Genomic DNA, 19,915 nt, shown 5'->3' with positions numbered 1-19,915 from the left:
TCTAAAATGGGCATGATTTGCGAATAATCGAATCATACAATTCAAGATAAGCGCCATAGAAGGTATTTATATGCACAGCGAGCTGGACGCCTACGACCGCCGCATCCTGGCCCTGCTTCAAGAGGACGCCTCGCTTTCCAGCGCGCAGATTGCCGAGCAGGTCGGCCTGTCCCAATCGCCGTGTTGGCGGCGTATCCAGCGACTCAAGGAAGAGGGCGTGATCCGCGCCCAGGTGACCTTGCTGGACCGCAAGAAAATCGGCCTCAACACGCAGATTTTCGCCGAGGTCAAACTCAACGCCCACGGTCGCTCCAACTTCACCGAATTTACCGACGCGATTCGCGGGTTTCCGGAAGTGCTGGAGTGTTATGTGCTGATGGGGGCGGTGGATTTTCTGTTGCGCATCGTGACGGCGGATATTGAGGCGTACGAGCGGTTTTTCTTTGAGAAGCTGTCGATGGTGCCGGGGATTCAGGAGGTCAATTCGATCGTGGCGCTTTCGCAGATCAAGTCCACTACCAGCCTGCCAGTGTTGCGCTGACCCTGTGGGAGCGGGCTTGCTCGCGAATGCGGTGTGCCAGTCAGAAATCAGCTAACTGACCCACCGCTTTCGCGAGCAAGCCCGCTCCCACACAAGCCTGCTCTCACATTTGGATTACAGACGCAGCAGAGTCTTCCACGCCCGGTTCTGATACACCGCAATCGCCTGATGCATCCGCGCATCCAGCGACTCATCGGTGATCGGCTGGTTGGCCAGTTGCGCCAACTTGTTCAGCTCCCCGTACAGGCGGTCCAGTTCCGGGATGTCCACCACCTGACGCGCATGGTGCAGCCAGGCCTGGATGCGTTCGATGCGCGGCAGTTGCTCGGCCAGGTCTTCCGGCTGTTGCTGGTAGCGCGGCAGTTGCAGGGCGACGGCGTCGTCGGCCAGCAGGCGCGGCAGCCAGTTGGTGATTTGCGCCGCGCCCTGGCGGTTGCCGCGCACGTTGCGGTCGGCGGTCCAGGTGCGGGCCAGCAGCCAGCGGGAGGCGTTGAGTGAGAACAGGCCCCAGCGCACGTCCTCCAGTTCCTCGGCGAATTGCTCCGGCGCGGCCTTGCGGATGTCTTCGTCGTCATCACCGGCTTGCACCAGTGGGCGCCAGTCTTCCAGCAGGGCGTCCAGTGCACTGCGCAGTTCGCTGGTGGATTGACGCGGTGCGGCCTGGCCGAGGCTGCCGACCAGGGCGCGCATTTCGCCGAGGTTGTCGACCCAGTCTTGCAGCAGGCGCCAGTGGCCATTGAAACGGTATTGCTCGGCCAGGCGCTGGCTGCTGCCGAGCAGGTGCCACATGATCGCGGCGAAGGCATCGTCCAGAGGCATTTCGGCGTGGATCTGCGGCGCGGGCAGGCTCAGGGAGTAGCTGCTGGCGTCATACAGACGGTAGCCGCGTTCGGCCTTGCTGATGTCACACGGCATCAACGCCAGGGTCGCGGCCAGTTCGGCGGCCAGTTCCAGCAGGGCGGCCGGTTCACCTTCGCGCAGTTCCAGTTCCAGCTCGCAGATTTCTTCTTTCTGCTTGCCGACCACCACGTGGCCCAGGTCGAGTGCGGCTTCGATGACTACTTTGGCCTTGCCACGGCCCCAGGCGATTTCGGCGCGTTCACGCACGAAGTCGGTGGTGAAGATCGGCTTGAGGGTCTTTTTGTCCAGTTCGGCCAGTTGCTCGGGCCAGCATTCACCGTCGAGCTTTTTCACGTCGAGCTTGGCTTTGGGCAGGTCCCAGTTGTACTCGTTGCGTTCCGACAAGCCGGCGATGCTCTGACCGCGGGTCTTGAGGGTCTGGATGATCTCGTCACCGTCCTTGCGCAGGCGCAGGGCGACTTTGGCCTGGGCCAGGTCGCGCTCGGGGGTGTCGAAATACTGGTTCATCAACTCACGGCGTTCCCAGCCACTTTTGTTGCGTTTTTTCAGTAGCGGGTGCTCACGCAGCGCGGCGAGTGTTTCGCGGCTGACGCGGAGCTTGATTTCGGTTTCTTTCTGCATGGCCGGAAAATCCAGGATCGGGAGCGCAGCCGGGGAAAAGAGTGGCTGCCAAGGTCGTGCAGTGTACAGGACTGAGCCCGGCAACGCGCCGCAACGGTTTATTGTGTCGTACAGATGGCTCTATAGTGGGACTCATCCGGGAAGTTGAGAGGCCGCGCATGCCGTTACCGTCCATGAAAGAACAGTTCGCTGCGCTGATTGCCGCGCCGTCGGTCAGTTGCACCCAAGCGTCTCTGGACCAGAGCAACCGCCCGGTGATCGATTTGCTCGCCAGCTGGCTGGGGGATTTGGGTTTTGCCATCGACATCCAGCAAGTCAGCCCCGGCAAGTTCAACCTGCTCGCCAGCTTCGGCAGCGGCCCCGGTGGCCTGGTGCTGGCGGGGCATAGCGATACCGTGCCGTACGACGCGGCGTTGTGGAAGACCGATCCGCTGAAGCTGACGGAAGTCGACGGCCGCTGGGTAGGATTGGGCAGTTGCGACATGAAGGGCTTTTTCGCCCTGGCCATTGAAGCGGTGCTGCCGCTGCTGGAGCAACCGTTCAAGCAACCGCTGCTGATCCTCGCCACCTGCGATGAAGAAAGCTCCATGTCCGGCGCCCGCGCGCTGGCCGCAGCCGGGCGCCCGTTGGGCCGTGCGGCGGTGATCGGCGAGCCGACGGGCCTCAAGCCGATCCGTCTGCACAAAGGCGTGATGATGGAACGCATCGACATCCTGGGCCGCAGCGGCCATTCGTCGGACCCGAGCCTGGGCCACAGCGCCCTTGAGGCCATGCACGACGCCATCGGCGAACTGCGCGGCCTGCGCCAGACCTGGCAGCGCGAGTACCGCAACGCGCAATTCAGTGTGCCGCAGCCGACGATGAACTTCGGCTGCATCCACGGTGGCGACAACCCCAACCGCATCTGCGGCCAATGTTCCCTGGAGTTCGACCTGCGCCCGCTGCCGGGCATGGACCCGCAGGTGCTGCGCGATGCCATCCGCCAGAAGCTCGAACCCCTGGCCGAGCGCCATCAGGTGAAGATCGACTACGCGCCGCTGTTCCCCGAAGTGCCGCCGTTCGAGCAGCCCGAAGACGCCGAGCTGGTGCGCGTGGCGGAACGATTGACCGGTCATCGTGCCGAAGCAGTAGCGTTCGGCACCGAAGCACCTTATCTTCAGCGCCTTGGCTGTGAAACCCTGGTGCTCGGCCCTGGCGACATCGCCTGCGCCCATCAGCCGGGCGAGTACCTCGAAATGTCACGCTTGACGCCTACAGTGCGTCTATTGCGGGAACTGATCGAACATTACTGCCTGAAACCTGCATAAATTAACCCCTGTCTGTTCGTACATAGAAGGAGAGCGAGCGTGTCGCCAAGCCTGTTCCGACGATAACCATCAGCCTGCTGTGCGCTTTCACGATTGATCCTTTTTCGGCTGCTTTTTATTACAGGCCCAGGTGTTATGCCCGACTACGTTAATTGGCTTCGTCACGCGTCCCCTTACATCAACGCCCACCGCGACTGCACCTTTGTGGTCATGCTGCCCGGCGACGGTGTGGAACACCCCAACTTCGGCAATATCGTCCACGACCTGGTGCTGCTCCACAGCCTGGGCGTGCGGCTGGTGCTGGTGCACGGTTCGCGCCCGCAGATTGAAACCCGCCTTGAAGCCCGCGGCCTCACTCCGGCTTACCACGAAGGCTTGCGCATCACCGATGCCGCCACGCTGGAGTGTGTGATCGACGCGGTCGGCCACCTGCGTATCGCCATCGAAGCGCGCCTGTCGATGGACATGGCCTCTTCGCCAATGCAGGGCTCGCGCCTGCGGGTGGCCAGCGGCAACCTGGTAACCGCACGGCCGATCGGCGTGCTCGAAGGCGTGGACTACCACCACACCGGCGAAGTGCGCCGGGTCGACCGCAAGGGCATCAACCGCCTGCTCGACGAGCGCTCCATCGTGTTGCTGTCGCCGCTGGGTTATTCGCCCACCGGCGAGATCTTCAACCTGGCCTGCGAAGACGTCGCCACCCGCGCCGCCATCGACCTGGGCGCCGATAAGCTGCTGCTGTTTGGCGCCGACATGGGCCTGCTCGATGAAAACGGTCGCCTGGTGCGTGAACTGCGCCCGCAGCAAGTACCGGCGCACCTGCAACGCCTGGGCAGCAGCAACTATCAAGCCGAATTACTCGATGCCGCCGCCGAAGCCTGCCGTGGCGGGGTAGGGCGCAGCCATATCGTCAGCTACGCCGAAGATGGCGCGTTGCTCACCGAACTTTTCACCCGCGACGGCGGCGGCACGCTGGTGGCCCAGGAGCAATTCGAGCTGGTGCGCGAAGCGGCGATTGAAGACGTGGGCGGCTTGCTGGATTTGATCAGCCCGCTGGAAGAGCAGGGCATTCTGGTACGCCGCTCGCGGGAGGTGCTGGAGCGTGAGATCGAGCAGTTCAGCGTGGTCGAGCGCGAGGGCATGATCATTGCGTGTGCGGCGCTGTATCAGATCGCCGATTCGGACGCGGGCGAGCTGGCCTGCCTGGCGGTGAACCCGGAGTACCGCCACGGCGCGCGCGGCGATGTATTGCTGGAGCGCATCCAGACCCGTGCGCGGGCGCAGGGTTTGAAGACCTTGTTCGTGCTGACGACCCGCACCGCCCACTGGTTCCGCGAGCGTGGGTTCGTGCCGAGCAGCGTGGATCGCCTGCCATCGGCGCGGGCGTCGCTGTACAACTATCAGCGCAATTCGAAGATCTTCGAAAAGGCGCTGTAAACCCGGCTTTCAAGCCAATGCAGAGGGGGCTTGCCCCCGATAGCGGAGTGTCAGTCAGTCCATCTGATATTGATACTCCGCCATCGGGGGCAAGCCCCCTTTTGCATTTGCCTGGCTGGGTGCCCTGGCCCCTGCGACAACGTGACTGCCGTTGCGGGCTATCCATGCTTCAGAAAGCTTGATTCGCGCCTATACGATGAGCGCGACGATGGATAGATTGCGCGAAGGGGCGACCGAGAAGATTTGAACCGAGGTTGCCGATGGGCAAATCGGCTGGCTTGGACAGCAGAAGAAATTATTAGTGACACTAAAACTGTAACAAATTGACGGGAGGATATGCGTTTGGCCATGATGGCGTCGCCTTTTTGATCGTGGGTGACGTAAGAAACGGTACGGCCACACTAATCGGTCTAAAAAAGCGTCGAAAAATACCCTTTAGGAATTAGCTTATGGAGCGGGTCGTCTATGCTGACCGGTCCATGTCGCACAAATGCTTATTCCCGAATCGTATGAAAAAGAATGAAACAATTCTTTTTGGGTGTATGAAAAACTCATTACCCTGCAGGGACCAAATCAACTGCTGTTAGACGAAGGTAGTAGACACACAAGGTTACGATTGACTTGCCAGTCACTATCCGGTGCTAATCGCGCATCTGTGGATCAAGGGCGTCAGACCCGAGACCAAAGAAATACAAAAATTAGAAATGAGAGGAGCGGTACATGAAGAAGTCCACCTTGGCTTTGGCTGTAGCTTTGGGCGCAATCGCCCAGCAAGCAGGCGCTGCCGGTTTCATCGAAGACAGCCACGCCACCCTGAGTGCGCGTAACTTTTACATCAACACCGACAACCGCGATGGCCAGCCATCGTCCAGCTCCAACACCCGTAGCAAGAACGCTGAATGGGGCCAAGGCTTCGACCTGCGTTTCATCTCGGGTTACACCCAAGGTACTGTTCAGTTTGGCGTTGACGCCATCGGCCTGTACGGCGTGCGTCTGGATTCGAGCCGCGCTAACCACGGTAACTACAACGGCACCGCTTCAGGCGGCACCGTGTTCCCGAGCGATGGCAACGAAGCGGTCAACGATTTCGCCAGCCTGGGCGTGACCGGCAAGGTCAAGATCTCCCAGACCGAACTGAAGCTGGGCACCCTGCAGCCTAAGCTGCCGGTTATTGTGACCAACGATGGTCGTCTGCTGCCACAGACCTTCCAAGGCGGCCAGATCACTACCAACGACATCAAGGATCTGACCTTGGTTGCTGGCCAGGTCGAGAAGGCCAAGGGTCGTAACTCCAGCAACAACGAAAACCTGTCGATTGGTGGTGCCAACGGTAGCTCGAACTACAACACCGGTACTTTCGTTAACAAGTTCTACTATGCAGGCGGTGACTACAAAATCACCAAAGACCTGACTGCCCAGTACTACTACGGCAACCTGGAAGACTTCTACAAGCAGCACTTCCTGGGCCTGACTCACAACTGGGCAATCGGCCCGGGCGTTTTGAAGTCTGACCTGCGTTATTTCAACAGCTCTGACGACGGTAAGAACAGCAACACCCCTGCCTACTACAGCAGCGGTAACTACAACGGTTTTGCGTCGGGCAAAGGCAAAGTCGACAACAATCTGTACAGCGGTCTGTTCCTGTACTCCGTTGCCGGTCACACCTTCGGTGGCGGTTATCAGGTCAGCAATGGCAGCAGCGACTTCCCATGGCTGAACCAAGGCGACGGTTCGTCGGCTTACCTGACCACTGACATGCAGATCCAGAAGTTCGCCCGTGCTGGCGAGCGTACCTGGCAAGCTCGCTACGCTTACGACTTCGCTAAAGTCGGCGTACCTGGCCTGACTGCCGGTGTTGTCTACCTCAAAGGTACCGACATCGATACCGTCACCGCCACCCGTGCAGAGCTGACTGGTCAATCCGAGTGGGAACGTGACATCACCGTTGCCTACGTGATCCCAGAAGGCCCGCTGAAAAACCTCGGCGTTGCCTGGAAAAACGCGATGTGGCGTACCGACCTGGCGAACACCCGTTCCCAGGACGAGAACCGCCTGATCGTCAGCTACTCGCTGCCACTGTTCTAGTAGCGTGAAGCTGTTGTAAGACTGTTTGTAAAACCTTGCCCGGCGCAACGCCGGGCAAGGTGTCTTGCCTTTCAAGTCGGGCCAAACCCCCGCAAGCCCTTCCTGAACCCCTCTTTGTACAGCGTCTCAAGGCCTTCTCGAACCTTGGAAACGATGGTGCGCCTCGCGCATTGCCGCGTCCAATGAACACATTTTTAATATTCCTTTATCGTCTAGATAAATCGATATTTATTCTTTTTAAATAATCTGCAACCCATGCACAGTAGGCTCCATAAGCACTCACCAGGAGCCATACCATGAGCCTAAGACTGGGCGACATCGCCCCCGACTTCGAACAGGATTCCAGCGCCGGCAAGATTCGTTTCCACGAATGGCTGGGCGACAGCTGGGGGGTGTTGTTTTCCCATCCGGCGGACTTCACTCCGGTGTGCACCACCGAGCTGGGCTTCACCGCCAAGCTCAAGGATGAATTCGCCAAGCGCGGCGTCAAGGCCATCGCCCTGTCGGTCGACCCGGTGGATTCGCACCACAAGTGGATCGAAGACATCAACGAAACCCAGAACACCATCGTCAACTTTCCGATCCTGGCGGACGCCGACCGCAAGGTCTCGGACCTGTACGACCTGATCCACCCGAATGCCAGTGACACCCTCACCGTGCGTTCGCTGTTCGTGATCGACCCGAACAAGAAGATTCGCCTGACCATCACCTATCCGGCCAGCACCGGGCGTAACTTCCACGAGATCTTGCGGGTGATCGACTCGTTGCAGCTGACCGACAACTACAAAGTCGCCACGCCGGCCAACTGGCAGGACGGTGATGAAGTGGTGATCGTGCCGTCGCTCAAGGATGAGGACGAGATCAAGAAGCGCTTTCCCAAGGGATACCGTGCCGTGAAGCCGTACCTGCGCCTGACCCCTCAGCCTAATCGTTAACACAGCAACCCTGTGGGAGCGGGCTTGTGTGGGAGCGGGCTTGCTCGCGAACGCGGAGTGTCAGCCAATACATTCGGTGGCTGATACACCGCGTTCGCGAGCAAGCCCGCTCCCACACAGCGCGCCTTCCACATGTTCCAGATCTCATTTCAAGGCTCACAATGCAGGGGTTTTCAGGCCGTTTTCACGGCCTTTTTTTTCGCCCGGCGTTTCATCATCCGCATATGCATTTAAAGAATAAACAAATGAAAAAATAAGATTTATAGATATATAAATCTGCTGATAAGGTCTGTTCCATCTTGGCGCCATCGCCACACAGCGAACCGCCGGCACTTGCTCAAGGAATTACCGCATGTTGGTCGTAACACTTGGAGGCAGTCCCAGCCAGCGTTCCCGCTCCGGGGTGTTGCTGGAAAAAACCCGTCAGTGGTTGCAAGACAAAGGTGTGGAGGTGGTGAGTTACCAGATTCGGGACTTCCCGGCTGAAGACTTGTTGCACGCCCGTTTCGATAGCCCCAAGGTCATCGACCTGCTGCAACAGGTCGCCAACGCAGACGGTCTGGTGATCGCCACGCCGGTGTACAAGGCCTCGTTCTCCGGTGCGCTGAAAACCGTGCTGGACCTGCTGCCCGAACGCGCCCTGGCCCACAAGATCGTCTTGCCAATGGCCACCGGCGGCAGCATCGCCCACATGCTGGCGGTGGACTACGCCTTGAAGCCGGTGCTGTCGGCGCTCAAGGCCCAAGAATTGCTCCACGGCATCTTTGCCGAAGACAGCCAGATTGCATACGCCGAAGGCAGTGCCCAGGCGCAGTTGGTGCCGGTACTCGAACAGCGTTTGCACGAAGCGCTGGAAACGCTCTACGGCGCCATGGCCCGTCGCCCGAAACCGCTGGACCCCCATGTGTTGAATGAACGTTTGTTGAGTGCTCGCTGGAGCATTTGAGCCTCACCGCACTAAAAAGATTTACTCACCTTACTCAGCCGCCAACGGCCAAGCAGGTGCAGCCAACCCCCTAAACGCATTATTTGGAGAGAGCGCCATGCGCACTGCCATCTTGCGTCGTGGCCTGGTCGCACTGTTTGCTGCGGCTGTGTCCTTCGGCGCCATTGTTCAAGCCCAAGCCGCCGAGACCCTGCGGATCGGTTATCAGAAATACGGCACGCTGGTGCTGCTCAAGGCCAAGGGCACGTTGGAAAAACGCCTCGCCGCCCAAGGCGTCAACGTGCAGTGGACCGAGTTCCCAGGCGGCCCGCAATTGCTCGAAGGCCTCAACGTCGGCTCCATCGACTTTGGCGTCACCGGCGAAACCCCTCCGGTGTTCGCCCAGGCCGCCGGTGCCGACCTGCTTTATGTCGCCTACGAGCCGCCAGCGCCGACCAGCGAGGCGATCCTGGTGCCGAAAGACTCGCCGATCAAATCCGTGGCCGAGCTCAAGGGCAAGAAAATCGTGCTCAACAAAGGCTCCAACGTGCATTACCTGCTGGTACGTGCGCTGGAAGACGCCGGCCTCAAATACACCGACGTGCAGACCGTATTCCTGCCGCCCGCCGATGCCCGCGCCGCGTTCGAGCGCGGCAGCGTGGACGCCTGGGTGATCTGGGACCCGTACCAGGCCGCCGCCGAGAAACAACTGCAAGCGCGCACCCTGCGTGACGGCACCGGCATCGCCGACAACCATCAGTTCTACCTGGCCACCAAGCCTTACGCCGAAAAACACCCGGAAGTGGTCAAGGCGCTGATCGAAGAAGTGCGCGCCGTGGGCGAGTGGTCCAAGGCCAACCCGCAGGAAGTCACTGAACAAGTCGCACCGTTGCTCGGCCTGCCGGCCGACATCACCCTGACCTCGGTGAAACGCCAGGGCTACGGCGCGCTGTTCCTGACGCCGGAAGTGGTCGCCGCCCAGCAAAAAATCGCCGACAGCTTCTACCAACTCAAATTGATCCCCAAACCCTTGAGCATCAAGGACGTGATCTGGACGCCACCCGCCGCCGTTGCCAAAGCGCCGTAATCCGACTACTTCAGGAGACAACTCCATGAGCCTCAATATTTTCTGGTTCCTGCCCACCCACGGCGACGGCCATTACCTTGGCACCGCCGAAGGCGCTCGCGCCGTTGACCACGGTTATTTGCAGCAAGTGGCCCAGGCCGCTGATCGCCTGGGCTTCGGCGGGGTGCTGATCCCCACCGGGCGTTCGTGCGAAGACTCGTGGCTGGTGGCCGCGTCGCTGATCCCGGTGACCCAGCGGTTGAAATTCCTTGTCGCCCTGCGCCCCGGGATCATCTCCCCGACGGTGGCGGCGCGTCAGGCCGCGACTCTGGACCGTCTGTCCGGCGGCCGCGCGTTGTTCAACCTGGTGACGGGCGGGGACCCGGAAGAGTTGGCCGGTGATGGTTTGTTCCTGAGCCATGAGGAGCGTTACCAGGCCTCGGTGGAGTTCACCCGCATCTGGCGGCGCGTGCTGGAAGGCGAAACCGTGGACTATGACGGCGAGCACATCAGCGTCAAAGGCGCCAAATTGCTCTACCCGCCGATCCAGCAGCCGCGTCCGCCGCTGTACTTCGGCGGTTCCTCCGACGCGGCCCAGGACTTGGCGGCCGAACAGGTGGACATGGTGCTGACCTGGGGTGAGCCGCCTGCCGCCGTCGCGGAAAAAATCGCCCAGGTGCGGGCCAAGGCCGAGAACCTTGGGCGCACCCTGCGCTTCGGCATCCGCTTGCATGTGATCGTGCGCGAAACCAACGAAGAGGCATGGAAAGCCGCCGACAAGCTGATCTCTCACGTCGACGACGACACCATCGCCCGCGCCCAGGCCTCGCTGTCGCGGTTTGACTCGGTGGGCCAGCAACGCATGGCCGCATTGCACGGCGGCAGCCGCGATAACCTCGAAGTCAGCCCCAACCTGTGGGCCGGCGTCGGCCTGGTGCGCGGCGGTGCGGGCACGGCGCTGGTGGGCGACGGCCCGACCGTCGCGGCGCGGGTCAAGGAATACGCGGACCTGGGTATCGACACCTTTATCTTCTCCGGTTACCCACACCTGGAAGAGTCGTACCGCGTCGCCGAACTGCTGTTCCCACATCTGGATGTCGAACGTCCCGAGCTGCCCAAAGGCACCGGGTACGTCAGCCCGTTCGGCGAGATGGTCGCCAACGACATCCTTCCCAAAGCTGCGTCGGCGAGCTGAGGCGGCCCATGAACTATGAAAAATTGAGCCATCGCGTGGCGCCCTGGGTGCTGCCGATCCTGTTGCTGGCGATATGGCAGCTGTCGGTGTCGGCCGGTTGGTTGTCGACGCGCATTCTGCCGGCGCCGAGCGCAGTGATCGCAGCTGGCGTCCACTTGGTGGCCAGCGGCGAAATCTGGACGCACCTGGCCATCAGTGGCTGGCGTGCGGGCCTGGGGTTTGTGATCGGTGGCGGCATCGGTCTGGCCCTCGGCTTTATCACCGGCCTGTCGCAATGGGGCGAGCGCCTGCTGGACAGCTCGGTGCAAATGATCCGCAACGTGCCGCACCTGGCGTTGATCCCACTGGTGATCCTGTGGTTCGGCATCGACGAGACCGCGAAGATTTTCCTGGTTGCCCTCGGCACGCTGTTCCCGATCTACCTGAACACCTACCACGGCATCCGCAACGTCGACCCGGCGCTGGTGGAAATGTCGCGCAGCTATGGCTTGTCCGGGTTCAGCCTGTTCCGTCAGGTGATCCTGCCGGGTGCGCTGCCTTCGATCCTGGTGGGGGTGCGCTTTGCCCTGGGCTTTATGTGGCTGACGCTGATCGTGGCGGAAACTATCTCCGCCAGCTCGGGCATCGGCTATCTGGCGATGAACGCCCGGGAGTTCCTGCAAACCGACGTGGTGGTGCTGGCCATCGTGATGTACGCGATCCTCGGCAAGCTCGCCGACCTCGCGGCGCGCGGCCTGGAGCGTGTGTGGCTGCGCTGGCATCCGGCGTATCAAGTAAATAAAGGAGGTGCGGCATGACTGCTCAACAACCTCCGCGCCTGCTCAAGGGGATCCCGCTGGCTGTGCGCAAGCTGCGCAAGGCCTTTGGTGCGCGGGAAGTGCTCAAGGACATCGACCTGCATATTCCGGCCGGTCAATTCGTAGCGGTGGTCGGTCGCAGCGGTTGCGGCAAAAGTACCCTGCTGCGCCTGCTCGCCGGCCTGGACAAGGCCAGCAGCGGTGAGCTGTTGGCTGGTTCCGCGCCGTTGAGCGAGGCGATTGAAGACACGCGGCTGATGTTCCAGGAAGCACGCCTGCTGCCGTGGAAAAAGATCATCGACAACGTGGGCCTGGGCCTCAAGGGCAACTGGCGCCCTAAAGCGTTGGAAGCCCTGGAAGCGGTCGGCCTGGCCGAGCGTGCGAATGAATGGCCGGCGGCCCTGTCCGGCGGCCAGAAACAACGGGTGGCCCTGGCGCGCGCCTTGATCCACCAGCCGCGCCTGTTGCTGCTCGACGAACCGCTGGGCGCACTGGATGCACTGACCCGTATCGAGATGCAGCAACTGATCGAAAACCTCTGGCGCAAGCACGGCTTTACCGTGTTGCTGGTGACCCACGACGTGAGCGAAGCCGTGGCGATTGCCGACCGGGTGATTTTGATCGAAGACGGCGAAATCGGCCTGGACCTGATCGTCGACCTGCCACGCCCGCGCGCCCGGGGTTCCCATCGCCTGGCGGCGCTGGAAGCCGAAGTGCTCAACCGTGTGCTGTCGCTGCCCGGCACGCCGCCGGAACCCGAACCTGTTTCACCGCTGCCTACGCAATTGCGTTGGGCTCAATAACTCACGCGTCCCACGAAGAGAGAACTCCATGACTATTAAAGCCATCAACGTGCGCAACCAGTTCAAAGGCACCATCAAGGAAATCGTCGTAGGCGACGTGCTGTCGGAAATCGACGTGCAGACCGCGTCCGGCATTGTCACTTCCGTGATCACCACCCGCTCGGTCAAGGAGCTGGAACTGGTGATTGGCAGTGAGGTGATTGCCTTTGTTAAGTCGACTGAGGTGTCGATTGCCAAGTTGTGATTGGCAGCGTTCCTGAGGTCGCCATCGCAGGCAAGCCAGCTCCCCCATTTTGATTTGTGAACACCGTCAAATGTGGGAGCTGGCTTGCCTGCGAAGGGGCCCACCCCGCCACCACAAGGTTCAACGCTTGGGCAGGTAGGCCGGCAAATACAGCCCCACATACGCATCAAACACCCGCATCCCTTCCTCCGCCATGCGCGGCGTGATCAGCCCATGCTGATGCATCGAGCGTGCATACACGCGGTCGCTCAGTTCCAGTGCCAGCGCAAACACATCCACGTCTTTGGGCAAGGTCGGCACTTCGAAGTGGCGGTTGAACACCGTGAGCATCAAGTCGCCCAATTCCAAGTCATGCTGACGGTCGGCCTGGGTCACTTCGGTCAGCCCGTGCTGCGCCAGGATCAACTGGCGTGCGGCGGCGTCGTGCTCATAGATGGTCAGCATGCGCTGTTCAACGATGTAGGACAGGTCCCGCCAGTGCTTGAGTGATTCATGCTCGATGGGCGCCTGGATTGCTGCACGAAAGGCCGCGTGCACATCCGCTGTCAACGCTTCCAGCAGCGCCGGTACGCTGGCGAAAAAGTGGTACACCGACGATGGCGGGATCTGCGCGCGCTCGGCCACGCTGTAGATCGACAAACCGGCCACCCCTTCGGCGGCCAGCAAGGTGCGGGCGGCGTCGAGGATCGCGTCGATCCGGGCCTGGCTGCGGGCGCGGGGTTTGCGAGGGGCGGCGGGGCGGGGGGGCATGGAAGTCTCCTACAAGGCAGCGGGCATTGTATGAGCAGGAAACGGTGTTGTCTTCAAGGCCGCCATCGCAGGCAAGCCGGCTCCCACAGTTGACCGAGTTCCAGCTTTGGAATGCAGTCAACTGTGGTAGCTGGCTTGCCTGCGATGAGGCCACCTCGGTCTCCCGAATTAAACCCATAAAAAAACGCCACAGACCAAAAGCCTGTGGCGTTCTTTTTATGCCGCCGCCGGTTAGACGGTATGCAGGTACCAGTTGTACTCAAGGTCGGAGATGGAGTGCTCAAACTCCTCCAGCTCACTTTCCTTACAGGCGACGAAGATATCGATGTATTTAGGATCGATGTACTTGGCCATCACCTCGCTGTCGTCCAGCTCGCGCAGGGCATCACGCAGGTTGTTCGGCAGGCTCTGCTCGTTTTGCTCGTAGCTGTTGCCTTCCACTGGTGCGCCCGGTTCGATCTTGTTGGTCAGACCGTGGTGCACGCCTGCCAGGACCGAGGCCATCAGCAGGTACGGGTTGGCGTCGGCGCCGGCCACGCGGTGTTCGATACGTACGGCGTCGGACGAGCCGGTCGGTACGCGAATCGCCACGGTGCGGTTGTCCAGGCCCCAGCACGGCGAGTTCGGCACATAGAACTGTGCGCCGAAACGACGGTAGGAGTTGACGTTGGGGCACAGGAACGCCATTTGGGCGGGCAGGGTCTCCAGCACACCGCCGATTGCGTGACGCAATGCGGCGTTCTGCTCGGGATCCTCGCTGGCAAAGATGTTCTTGCCGTCCTTGTCCAGAATGGAGATGTGCACGTGCAGCCCGTTGCCTGCCTGGCCTGGGTAAGGCTTGGCCATGAAGGTGGTGTCCATTTCATGGTCGTAGGCGATGTTCTTGATCAGGCGCTTGAGCAGTACCGCGTAGTCGCATGCCTTGATCGGGTCGGCGACGTGGTGCAGGTTCACTTCGAACTGCGCCGGGGCACTTTCCTTGACGATGGCGTCGGCCGGGATGCCTTGCTCCTTGGCACCTTCCAGGATGTCCTGGAGGCAGTCGACGTATTCGTCGAGGTCGTCGATCAGGTAGACCTGTGTCGAGTGCGGGCGTTTGCCGGAGATCGGCGAGCGGGGCGGTTGTGGGCGGCCGTTCACGTTCTCCTGGTCGATCAGGTAGAACTCAAGCTCGAAGGCGGCGCAGATGGTCAGACCGAGGTCGTCGAATTTGCTTACAACTTGGCGGAGCACTTCGCGCGGGTCGGCGAAGAAAGGTTCACCTTCGAGTTCGTGCATGGTCATCAGCAGTTGCGCGGTTGGACGCTTTTGCCAGGGCTCATTGCACAGGGTGTCGGGGATCGGATAACAGATTCGGTCAGCATCACCGATGTCCAGGCCCAGGCCGGTGCTTTCCACCGTCGAGCCGTTGATATCCAGGGCAAATAAAGAGGCAGGCAGGTTAATGCCCTTCTCGTAAACCTTGTGGAGGCTGGTGCGTTCGATGCGCTTGCCGCGCACCACACCATTCATATCCGCAATTAGAAGGTCTACGTACAGAACCTCAGGATGATCCTTAAGGAACGCGTTCGCTTCGTTAAGCTGAACGGCACGCGGGGGTACCGACATGATGCAACACCTTTGTTGTTAAAAATATCAATCATTGATCTTTTCTGGTTTCAGTCAACCCGAACGGCATGCCGAAGTCAAGCGAGGCCTTTTTTGCCCTAAAAAAGCGCTGCAATGGCTTTTTTGGGGCTTTTTGGGGCGATTTTTCCGCTTTGAATGGTGTAGGACTCGCGGGCTTGAGCGGGCCGTGTTGTATTTTTTACGGGGGAGTTGTGTAAAAAAATGAACAAGGCTAAGCTCGATTCAAACCCATAACAGCAATAATACCGGGGTGTTTCATGCGTCGCCTGTCTCCATCCGGCGTCTATGCCTGCTTCAGGCAGGCCAGTTCCATCGCTCATTCTTCCTTTGCCCGTGTGGGTGTTCCGGTCAATATTCTTGACGGTTCAACCGCCTGCGTCTTTACCGCTTCGCGACTCCAATGCCTGTCTCAAGAAGCGCGCCTGCCAAGGTGCCGCTCATGATTCTGCACGGCTTTTGCTTTAGGAATGCAACACCACCACAAATGGCAGGTAAGCTCCTATCCGGAACGAAAAGACGACGCGGATGCTGCGTCAACCAACGCCTGGCCTTTAATGGATGCCAGGAAACCCAGCCCAGAGGCATTTATGAGTAACAACCTCGACCAGCTCACCGATTGGTTGAAAGACCACAAGATCACAGAAGTCGAATGCATGATTGGCGACCTGACCGGCATCACCCGGGGCAAGATCTCGCCGACCAACAAGTTCATCGCCGAAAAAGGCATGCGCCTGCCCGAGAGTGTTTTGTTGCAGACCGTGACCGGCGACTATGTCGAAGACGACATCTATTACGAATTGCTCGACCCGGCCGACATCGACATGATCTGCCGCCCCGACCAGAACGCCGTCTACCTGGTGCCCTGGGCCATCGAGCCGACCGCGCAGGTGATTCACGACACCTACGACAAGCAAGGCAACCCGATCGAGCTGTCGCCGCGCAACGTGCTCAAGAAAGTCCTCCAGCTCTACGCCGACAAAGGCTGGCAGCCCATCGTGGCACCGGAAATGGAGTTCTACCTGACCAAACGCTGCGAAGACCCCGACTTCCCGCTGCAACCGCCGATCGGCCGTTCCGGTCGCCCGGAGACCGGTCGCCAGTCCTTCTCTATAGAAGCGGCCAACGAATTCGACCCGTTGTTCGAAGACGTCTACGACTGGTGCGAACTGCAGGAGCTGGACCTCGACACCCTGATCCACGAAGACGGCACCGCGCAGATGGAAATCAACTTCCGTCACGGCGACGCGCTGTCCCTGGCCGACCAGATCCTGGTGTTCAAGCGCACCATGCGTGAAGCCGCGCTCAAGCACGACGTGGCCGCCACCTTCATGGCCAAGCCCATGACCGGCGAGCCCGGCAGCGCGATGCACCTGCACCAGAGCATCATCGACATCGCCACCGGCAAGAACGTCTTCTCCAATGAAGACGGGACCATGAGCCAGCTGTTCCTCAACCACATTGGCGGCCTGCAGAAATTCATCCCTGAATTGCTGCCGCTGTTCGCCCCCAACGTGAACTCGTTCCGCCGCTTCCTGCCCGACACGTCGGCGCCGGTCAACGTGGAATGGGGTGAAGAAAACCGCACCGTCGGCCTGCGCGTACCGGATGCCGGCCCGCAGAACCGTCGTGTGGAAAACCGCCTGCCGGGCGCCGACGCCAACCCGTACCTGGCGATTGCCGCCAGCCTGCTGTGCGGCTACATCGGCATGGTCGAAGGCCATAACCCGAGCGCACCTGTGGTCGGCCGTGGTTACGAGCGACGCAACCTGCGCCTGCCGTTGACCATCGAAGATGCCCTGGAGCGCATGGAAAACAGCAAGACCATCGAGAAATACCTGGGTCAGAAATTCATCACAGGCTACGTCGCGGTCAAGCGGGCCGAGCATGAAAACTTCAAGCGCGTGATCAGTTCGTGGGAGCGGGAATTCCTGCTCTTCGCCGTCTGATGCGCCGGGCGCACGGGGTAACCCGCGCGCCCTTCACTGAAAAGTCTAGGAGATTGGTATGTCCAGCAACAACCCGCAAACCCGTGAATGGCAAGCCTTGAGCAGTGAGCATCACTTGGCGCCGTTCAGTGACTTCAAGCAATTGAAAGAGAAAGGCCCACGGATCATCACCAAAGCCCACGGCGTTTACCTGTGGGACAGCGAAGGCAACAAGATCCTCGACGGCATGGCCGGCCTGTGGTGCGTGGCGATCGGATACGGTCGCGATGAACTGGCTGACGCCGCCGCCAAGCAGATGAAAGAACTGCCGTACTACAACCTGTTCTTCCAGACCGCTCACCCGCCGGTGCTGGAACTGGCGAAGGCCATTTCCGACATCGCGCCCGCCGGCATGAACCACGTGTTCTTCACGGGTTCCGGCTCCGAAGGCAACGACACCATGTTGCGCATGGTCCGCCACTACTGGGCGATCAAGGGCCAGCCGAACAAAAAAACCATCATCAGCCGCAAGAATGGCTACCACGGTTCCACCGTAGCCGGCGCCAGCCTGGGCGGCATGACCTATATGCATGAACAGGGCGACTTGCCGATCCCGGGTATCGTCCATATCGCCCAGCCGTACTGGTTTGGCGAAGGCGGCGACATGAGCCCGGAAGAATTCGGTGTGTGGGCCGCCAACCAGTTGGAAGAGAAGATCCTGGAACTGGGCGTGGACAACGTGGGCGCCTTTATTGCCGAGCCGATCCAGGGCGCCGGCGGCGTGATCGTGCCGCCTGAGACCTACTGGCCGCGCATCAAGGAAATCCTCGCCAAGTACGACATCCTGTTTGTGGCCGACGAAGTGATCTGCGGTTTCGGCCGTACCGGTGAGTGGTTCGGTAGCGATTTCTACGGCCTGAAACCACACATGATGACCATCGCCAAGGGCCTGACCTCGGGTTACATCCCCATGGGCGGCTTGATCGTGCGCGATGAAGTGGTGGACGTGCTCAACGAAGGCGGCGATTTCAACCACGGTTTCACCTACTCCGGCCACCCGGTGGCAGCGGCGGTGGCCCTGGAAAACATCCGCATCATGCGCGATGAAAAAATCGTCAGCCGCGTACACGAGGAAACGGCACCGTATTTGCAGAAACGTCTGAGGGAACTGGCTGATCACCCGTTGGTGGGTGAAGTTCGCGGTGTGGGCATGCTCGGTGCGATTGAGCTGGTGCAAGACAAGGCCACGCGCAAACGCTATGAAGGCAAGGGTGTGGGCATGATCTGCCGCACGTTCTGCTTCGAGAATGGCCTGATCATGCGCGCCGTGGGCGACACCATGATCATTTCGCCGCCGCTGGTGATCAGCAAGGCAGAGATCGACGAGCTGGTGACCAAGGCTCGCCATTGCCTGGACCTGACTTTGGCGGCATTGCAGGGCTAAGTGCTAGGCTCAGCACGCAGGCTTTCGAGCGCTGCGTGCTGAGCAGTTATAGATGAGGCTTTGGTTGAAAGCCGGCCTCTGAACTTGCCAGACTGTCGCCCTGTTTTGTCGCCCTTTGGAAGGGTCGCAAAACCTTGTAAGAACGTGGCCCAAAAAAGAAAAATTGGAGCATCACCAAATGAAGGCATTAGGTTTGAAGAACGCTGGCAAGACCCTCCTCGCCTTGTCCCTGATGGGCGCAATGGCGGGCGCGGCCCAGGCGGACGATAAAGTCCTGCACGTCTACAACTGGTCCGACTACATTGCACCGGACACCATCGCCAACTTTGAGAAAGAGTCGGGCATCAAAGTGGTGTATGACGTTTTCGACAGTAACGAAACCCTGGAAGCCAAGTTGCTGGCAGGCAAGTCCGGTTATGACATCGTCGTACCGTCGAACAACTTCCTCGCCAAGCAGATCAAGGCCGGTGTCTACCAGGAACTGGACAAGTCCAAACTGGTGAACTACGACAACCTGAACAAATCCCTGCTTAAAGCCGTGTCGGTCAGCGACCCGGACAACAAGCATGCCTTCCCGTACATGTGGGGCTCCATCGGCATCGGCTACAACCCGGAGAAGGTCAAGGCTGCGCTGGGCGTGGACAAGATCGATTCGTGGGACGTGCTGCTCAAGCCTGAAAACATCGCCAAGCTCAAGAGCTGCGGCGTGAGCTTCCTCGATTCGCCAACCGAAATGTTGCCAATCGCCCTGCATTACCTCGGTCTGCCGACCGACAGCCAGAAGAAGCCAGACCTCAAGCAAGCCGAAGACCTGTTCCTCAAGATCCGTCCTTCGATCGGCTACTTCCACTCGTCCAAGTACATTTCCGACCTGGCCAACGGCAACATCTGCGTGGCCGTGGGCTACTCGGGTGACATCCAACAGGCCAAGTCCCGCGCGGCTGAAGCCGGTGGCAAGGTCAAGGTGGCCTACGACATTCCGAAAGAAGGCGCTGGCAGCTTCTTCGACATGGTCGCCATCCCTAAAGATGCCGAAAACGTCGACGCCGCCTACAAGTTCATGAACTACCTGCTCAAGCCGGAAGTCATGGCGGCGATCACCAACAGCGTGCGTTTCCCGAACGGCAACGAGAAAGCCACCGCCCTGGTGGATAAAGACATCACCAGCGACCCGGGCATCTACCCGCCGGCGGACGTGCAAGCCAAGCTCTACGCCATTGCCGACCTGCCAGCCGCTACTCAGCGTGAAATGACACGCAGCTGGACCAAGATCAAGTCCGGCAAGTAAGCCTTGAAACCTGTGGGAGGAGGCCAAGCAGTGAGCCCCCTCCCACAAACTAAATGACAGAA

Annotated in this window: 17 protein-coding genes; 14 read left to right on the top strand and 3 right to left on the bottom strand. The window is 60.2% G+C overall.

Translation table 11 applies throughout. The annotated features are described in order from the left end of the window. Window positions 1-70: 70 nt before the first annotated feature. On the top strand, window positions 71-541 hold the full coding sequence (locus AC3ISR_RS27050; protein WP_192297911.1) for an Lrp/AsnC family transcriptional regulator: 471 nt from the start codon (window positions 71-73) through the stop codon (window positions 539-541). A gap of 114 nt (window positions 542-655) precedes the next feature. Here AC3ISR_RS27050 and AC3ISR_RS27045 read toward each other — a convergent pair whose 3' ends face one another. Beyond that, window positions 656-2,023, bottom strand: coding sequence for a CYTH domain-containing protein (locus AC3ISR_RS27045; protein WP_192297910.1), 1,368 nt, complete (start codon window positions 2,021-2,023; stop codon window positions 656-658). Window positions 2,024-2,181: 158 nt separating this feature from the next. Between AC3ISR_RS27045 and argE the strand changes: the two genes are divergently transcribed. The 10 genes from argE to AC3ISR_RS26995 all read left to right on the top strand — a co-directional run bounded on the left by argE (window position 2,182) and on the right by AC3ISR_RS26995 (window position 12,817). Next, window positions 2,182-3,330, top strand: coding sequence for an acetylornithine deacetylase (argE, locus tag AC3ISR_RS27040; RefSeq protein WP_226454608.1), 1,149 nt, complete (start codon window positions 2,182-2,184; stop codon window positions 3,328-3,330). A 135-nt stretch (window positions 3,331-3,465) separates the two neighbouring features. Beyond that, a complete protein-coding gene (gene argA, locus AC3ISR_RS27035; RefSeq protein WP_192297908.1) occupies window positions 3,466-4,767 on the top strand; it encodes an amino-acid N-acetyltransferase in 1,302 nt (433 codons plus the stop codon). Window positions 4,768-5,487: 720 nt separating this feature from the next. Next, entirely contained in the window at window positions 5,488-6,852 is a 1,365-nt protein-coding gene (locus AC3ISR_RS27030; RefSeq protein WP_463983660.1) for an OprD family porin, read from the top strand. A 296-nt stretch (window positions 6,853-7,148) separates the two neighbouring features. Then, entirely contained in the window at window positions 7,149-7,787 is a 639-nt protein-coding gene (locus AC3ISR_RS27025) for a peroxiredoxin (protein WP_192297906.1), read from the top strand. 352 nt (window positions 7,788-8,139) lie between these two features. Continuing rightward, window positions 8,140-8,733, top strand: coding sequence for an NADPH-dependent FMN reductase (gene ssuE / locus AC3ISR_RS27020; protein WP_159960795.1), 594 nt, complete (start codon window positions 8,140-8,142; stop codon window positions 8,731-8,733). 97 nt (window positions 8,734-8,830) lie between these two features. After that, window positions 8,831-9,799 (top strand): sulfonate ABC transporter substrate-binding protein, encoded by a 969-nt coding sequence (locus tag AC3ISR_RS27015; protein WP_192297905.1) that lies wholly within the window; start codon window positions 8,831-8,833, stop codon window positions 9,797-9,799. Between the two features lie 25 nt (window positions 9,800-9,824). Next, window positions 9,825-10,973: an FMNH2-dependent alkanesulfonate monooxygenase gene (gene ssuD, locus AC3ISR_RS27010; RefSeq protein WP_489324519.1), complete on the top strand. Its 1,149-nt coding sequence runs from the start codon at window positions 9,825-9,827 to the stop codon at window positions 10,971-10,973. 8 nt (window positions 10,974-10,981) lie between these two features. After that, entirely contained in the window at window positions 10,982-11,770 is a 789-nt protein-coding gene (ssuC, locus tag AC3ISR_RS27005; RefSeq protein ID WP_192297903.1) for an aliphatic sulfonate ABC transporter permease SsuC, read from the top strand. Next, the gene (gene ssuB, locus AC3ISR_RS27000) at window positions 11,767-12,573 is read left to right on the top strand and encodes an aliphatic sulfonates ABC transporter ATP-binding protein (RefSeq protein ID WP_192297902.1); all 807 of its coding nucleotides are present in this window, start codon (window positions 11,767-11,769) and stop codon (window positions 12,571-12,573) included. Before ssuC ends, ssuB begins: the two co-directional genes overlap by 4 nt. A 28-nt stretch (window positions 12,574-12,601) precedes the next feature. Then, on the top strand, window positions 12,602-12,817 hold the full coding sequence (locus AC3ISR_RS26995; RefSeq protein WP_003176783.1) for a TOBE domain-containing protein: 216 nt from the start codon (window positions 12,602-12,604) through the stop codon (window positions 12,815-12,817). Between the two features lie 120 nt (window positions 12,818-12,937). On the opposite strand, the gene AC3ISR_RS26990 is transcribed toward AC3ISR_RS26995, so the two are convergent. Continuing rightward, window positions 12,938-13,567, bottom strand: a complete 630-nt coding sequence (locus tag AC3ISR_RS26990) for a TetR/AcrR family transcriptional regulator (RefSeq protein WP_192297901.1) — start codon at window positions 13,565-13,567, stop codon at window positions 12,938-12,940. Window positions 13,568-13,798: 231 nt separating this feature from the next. Next, the gene (locus tag AC3ISR_RS26985; protein ID WP_003213894.1) at window positions 13,799-15,175 is read right to left on the bottom strand and encodes a glutamine synthetase family protein; all 1,377 of its coding nucleotides are present in this window, start codon (window positions 15,173-15,175) and stop codon (window positions 13,799-13,801) included. Window positions 15,176-15,783: 608 nt separating this feature from the next. Between AC3ISR_RS26985 and AC3ISR_RS26980 the strand changes: the two genes are divergently transcribed. From AC3ISR_RS26980 to AC3ISR_RS26970, 3 genes are all read left to right on the top strand, one after another. Continuing rightward, window positions 15,784-17,142 carry a glutamine synthetase family protein gene (locus AC3ISR_RS26980; RefSeq protein WP_226454605.1) on the top strand — a complete coding sequence of 453 codons (1,359 nt, stop codon included), beginning with the start codon at window positions 15,784-15,786 and terminating at the stop codon, window positions 17,140-17,142. Window positions 17,143-17,200: 58 nt separating this feature from the next. Further along, the gene (locus tag AC3ISR_RS26975; protein ID WP_192297899.1) at window positions 17,201-18,565 is read left to right on the top strand and encodes an aspartate aminotransferase family protein; all 1,365 of its coding nucleotides are present in this window, start codon (window positions 17,201-17,203) and stop codon (window positions 18,563-18,565) included. A gap of 193 nt (window positions 18,566-18,758) precedes the next feature. Beyond that, window positions 18,759-19,853 (top strand): polyamine ABC transporter substrate-binding protein, encoded by a 1,095-nt coding sequence (locus AC3ISR_RS26970; RefSeq protein WP_192298238.1) that lies wholly within the window; start codon window positions 18,759-18,761, stop codon window positions 19,851-19,853. Window positions 19,854-19,915 lie beyond the last annotated feature (62 nt).

The sequence above is a fragment of the Pseudomonas sp. GL_117 genome, from assembly GCF_057835125.1.
Note: the sequence above shows the minus strand (reverse complement) of the source record. Positions and strands in the feature narration are given on the sequence as shown.

What these genes read in the sequence shown, in the direction of transcription:
- ssuE (WP_159960795.1), top strand. Translation starts at nt 8,140, where the DNA reads ATGTTGGTCGTAACACTTGGAGGCAGTCCCAGCCAGCGTTCCCGCTCC.
- ssuD (WP_489324519.1), top strand. Translation starts at nt 9,825, where the DNA reads ATGAGCCTCAATATTTTCTGGTTCCTGCCCACCCACGGCGACGGCCAT.
- AC3ISR_RS26995 (WP_003176783.1), top strand. Translation starts at nt 12,602, where the DNA reads ATGACTATTAAAGCCATCAACGTGCGCAACCAGTTCAAAGGCACCATC.
- AC3ISR_RS27015 (WP_192297905.1), top strand. Translation starts at nt 8,831, where the DNA reads ATGCGCACTGCCATCTTGCGTCGTGGCCTGGTCGCACTGTTTGCTGCG.
- AC3ISR_RS27030 (WP_463983660.1), top strand. Translation starts at nt 5,488, where the DNA reads ATGAAGAAGTCCACCTTGGCTTTGGCTGTAGCTTTGGGCGCAATCGCC.
- AC3ISR_RS27050 (WP_192297911.1), top strand. Translation starts at nt 71, where the DNA reads ATGCACAGCGAGCTGGACGCCTACGACCGCCGCATCCTGGCCCTGCTT.
- argA (WP_192297908.1), top strand. Translation starts at nt 3,466, where the DNA reads ATGCCCGACTACGTTAATTGGCTTCGTCACGCGTCCCCTTACATCAAC.
- AC3ISR_RS26980 (WP_226454605.1), top strand. Translation starts at nt 15,784, where the DNA reads ATGAGTAACAACCTCGACCAGCTCACCGATTGGTTGAAAGACCACAAG.
- ssuB (WP_192297902.1), top strand. Translation starts at nt 11,767, where the DNA reads ATGACTGCTCAACAACCTCCGCGCCTGCTCAAGGGGATCCCGCTGGCT.
- AC3ISR_RS26985 (WP_003213894.1), bottom strand. Translation starts at nt 15,175, where the DNA reads ATGTCGGTACCCCCGCGTGCCGTTCAGCTTAACGAAGCGAACGCGTTC.
- AC3ISR_RS27025 (WP_192297906.1), top strand. Translation starts at nt 7,149, where the DNA reads ATGAGCCTAAGACTGGGCGACATCGCCCCCGACTTCGAACAGGATTCC.
- AC3ISR_RS27045 (WP_192297910.1), bottom strand. Translation starts at nt 2,023, where the DNA reads ATGCAGAAAGAAACCGAAATCAAGCTCCGCGTCAGCCGCGAAACACTC.
- AC3ISR_RS26990 (WP_192297901.1), bottom strand. Translation starts at nt 13,567, where the DNA reads ATGCCCCCCCGCCCCGCCGCCCCTCGCAAACCCCGCGCCCGCAGCCAG.
- ssuC (WP_192297903.1), top strand. Translation starts at nt 10,982, where the DNA reads ATGAACTATGAAAAATTGAGCCATCGCGTGGCGCCCTGGGTGCTGCCG.
- argE (WP_226454608.1), top strand. Translation starts at nt 2,182, where the DNA reads ATGCCGTTACCGTCCATGAAAGAACAGTTCGCTGCGCTGATTGCCGCG.
- AC3ISR_RS26975 (WP_192297899.1), top strand. Translation starts at nt 17,201, where the DNA reads ATGTCCAGCAACAACCCGCAAACCCGTGAATGGCAAGCCTTGAGCAGT.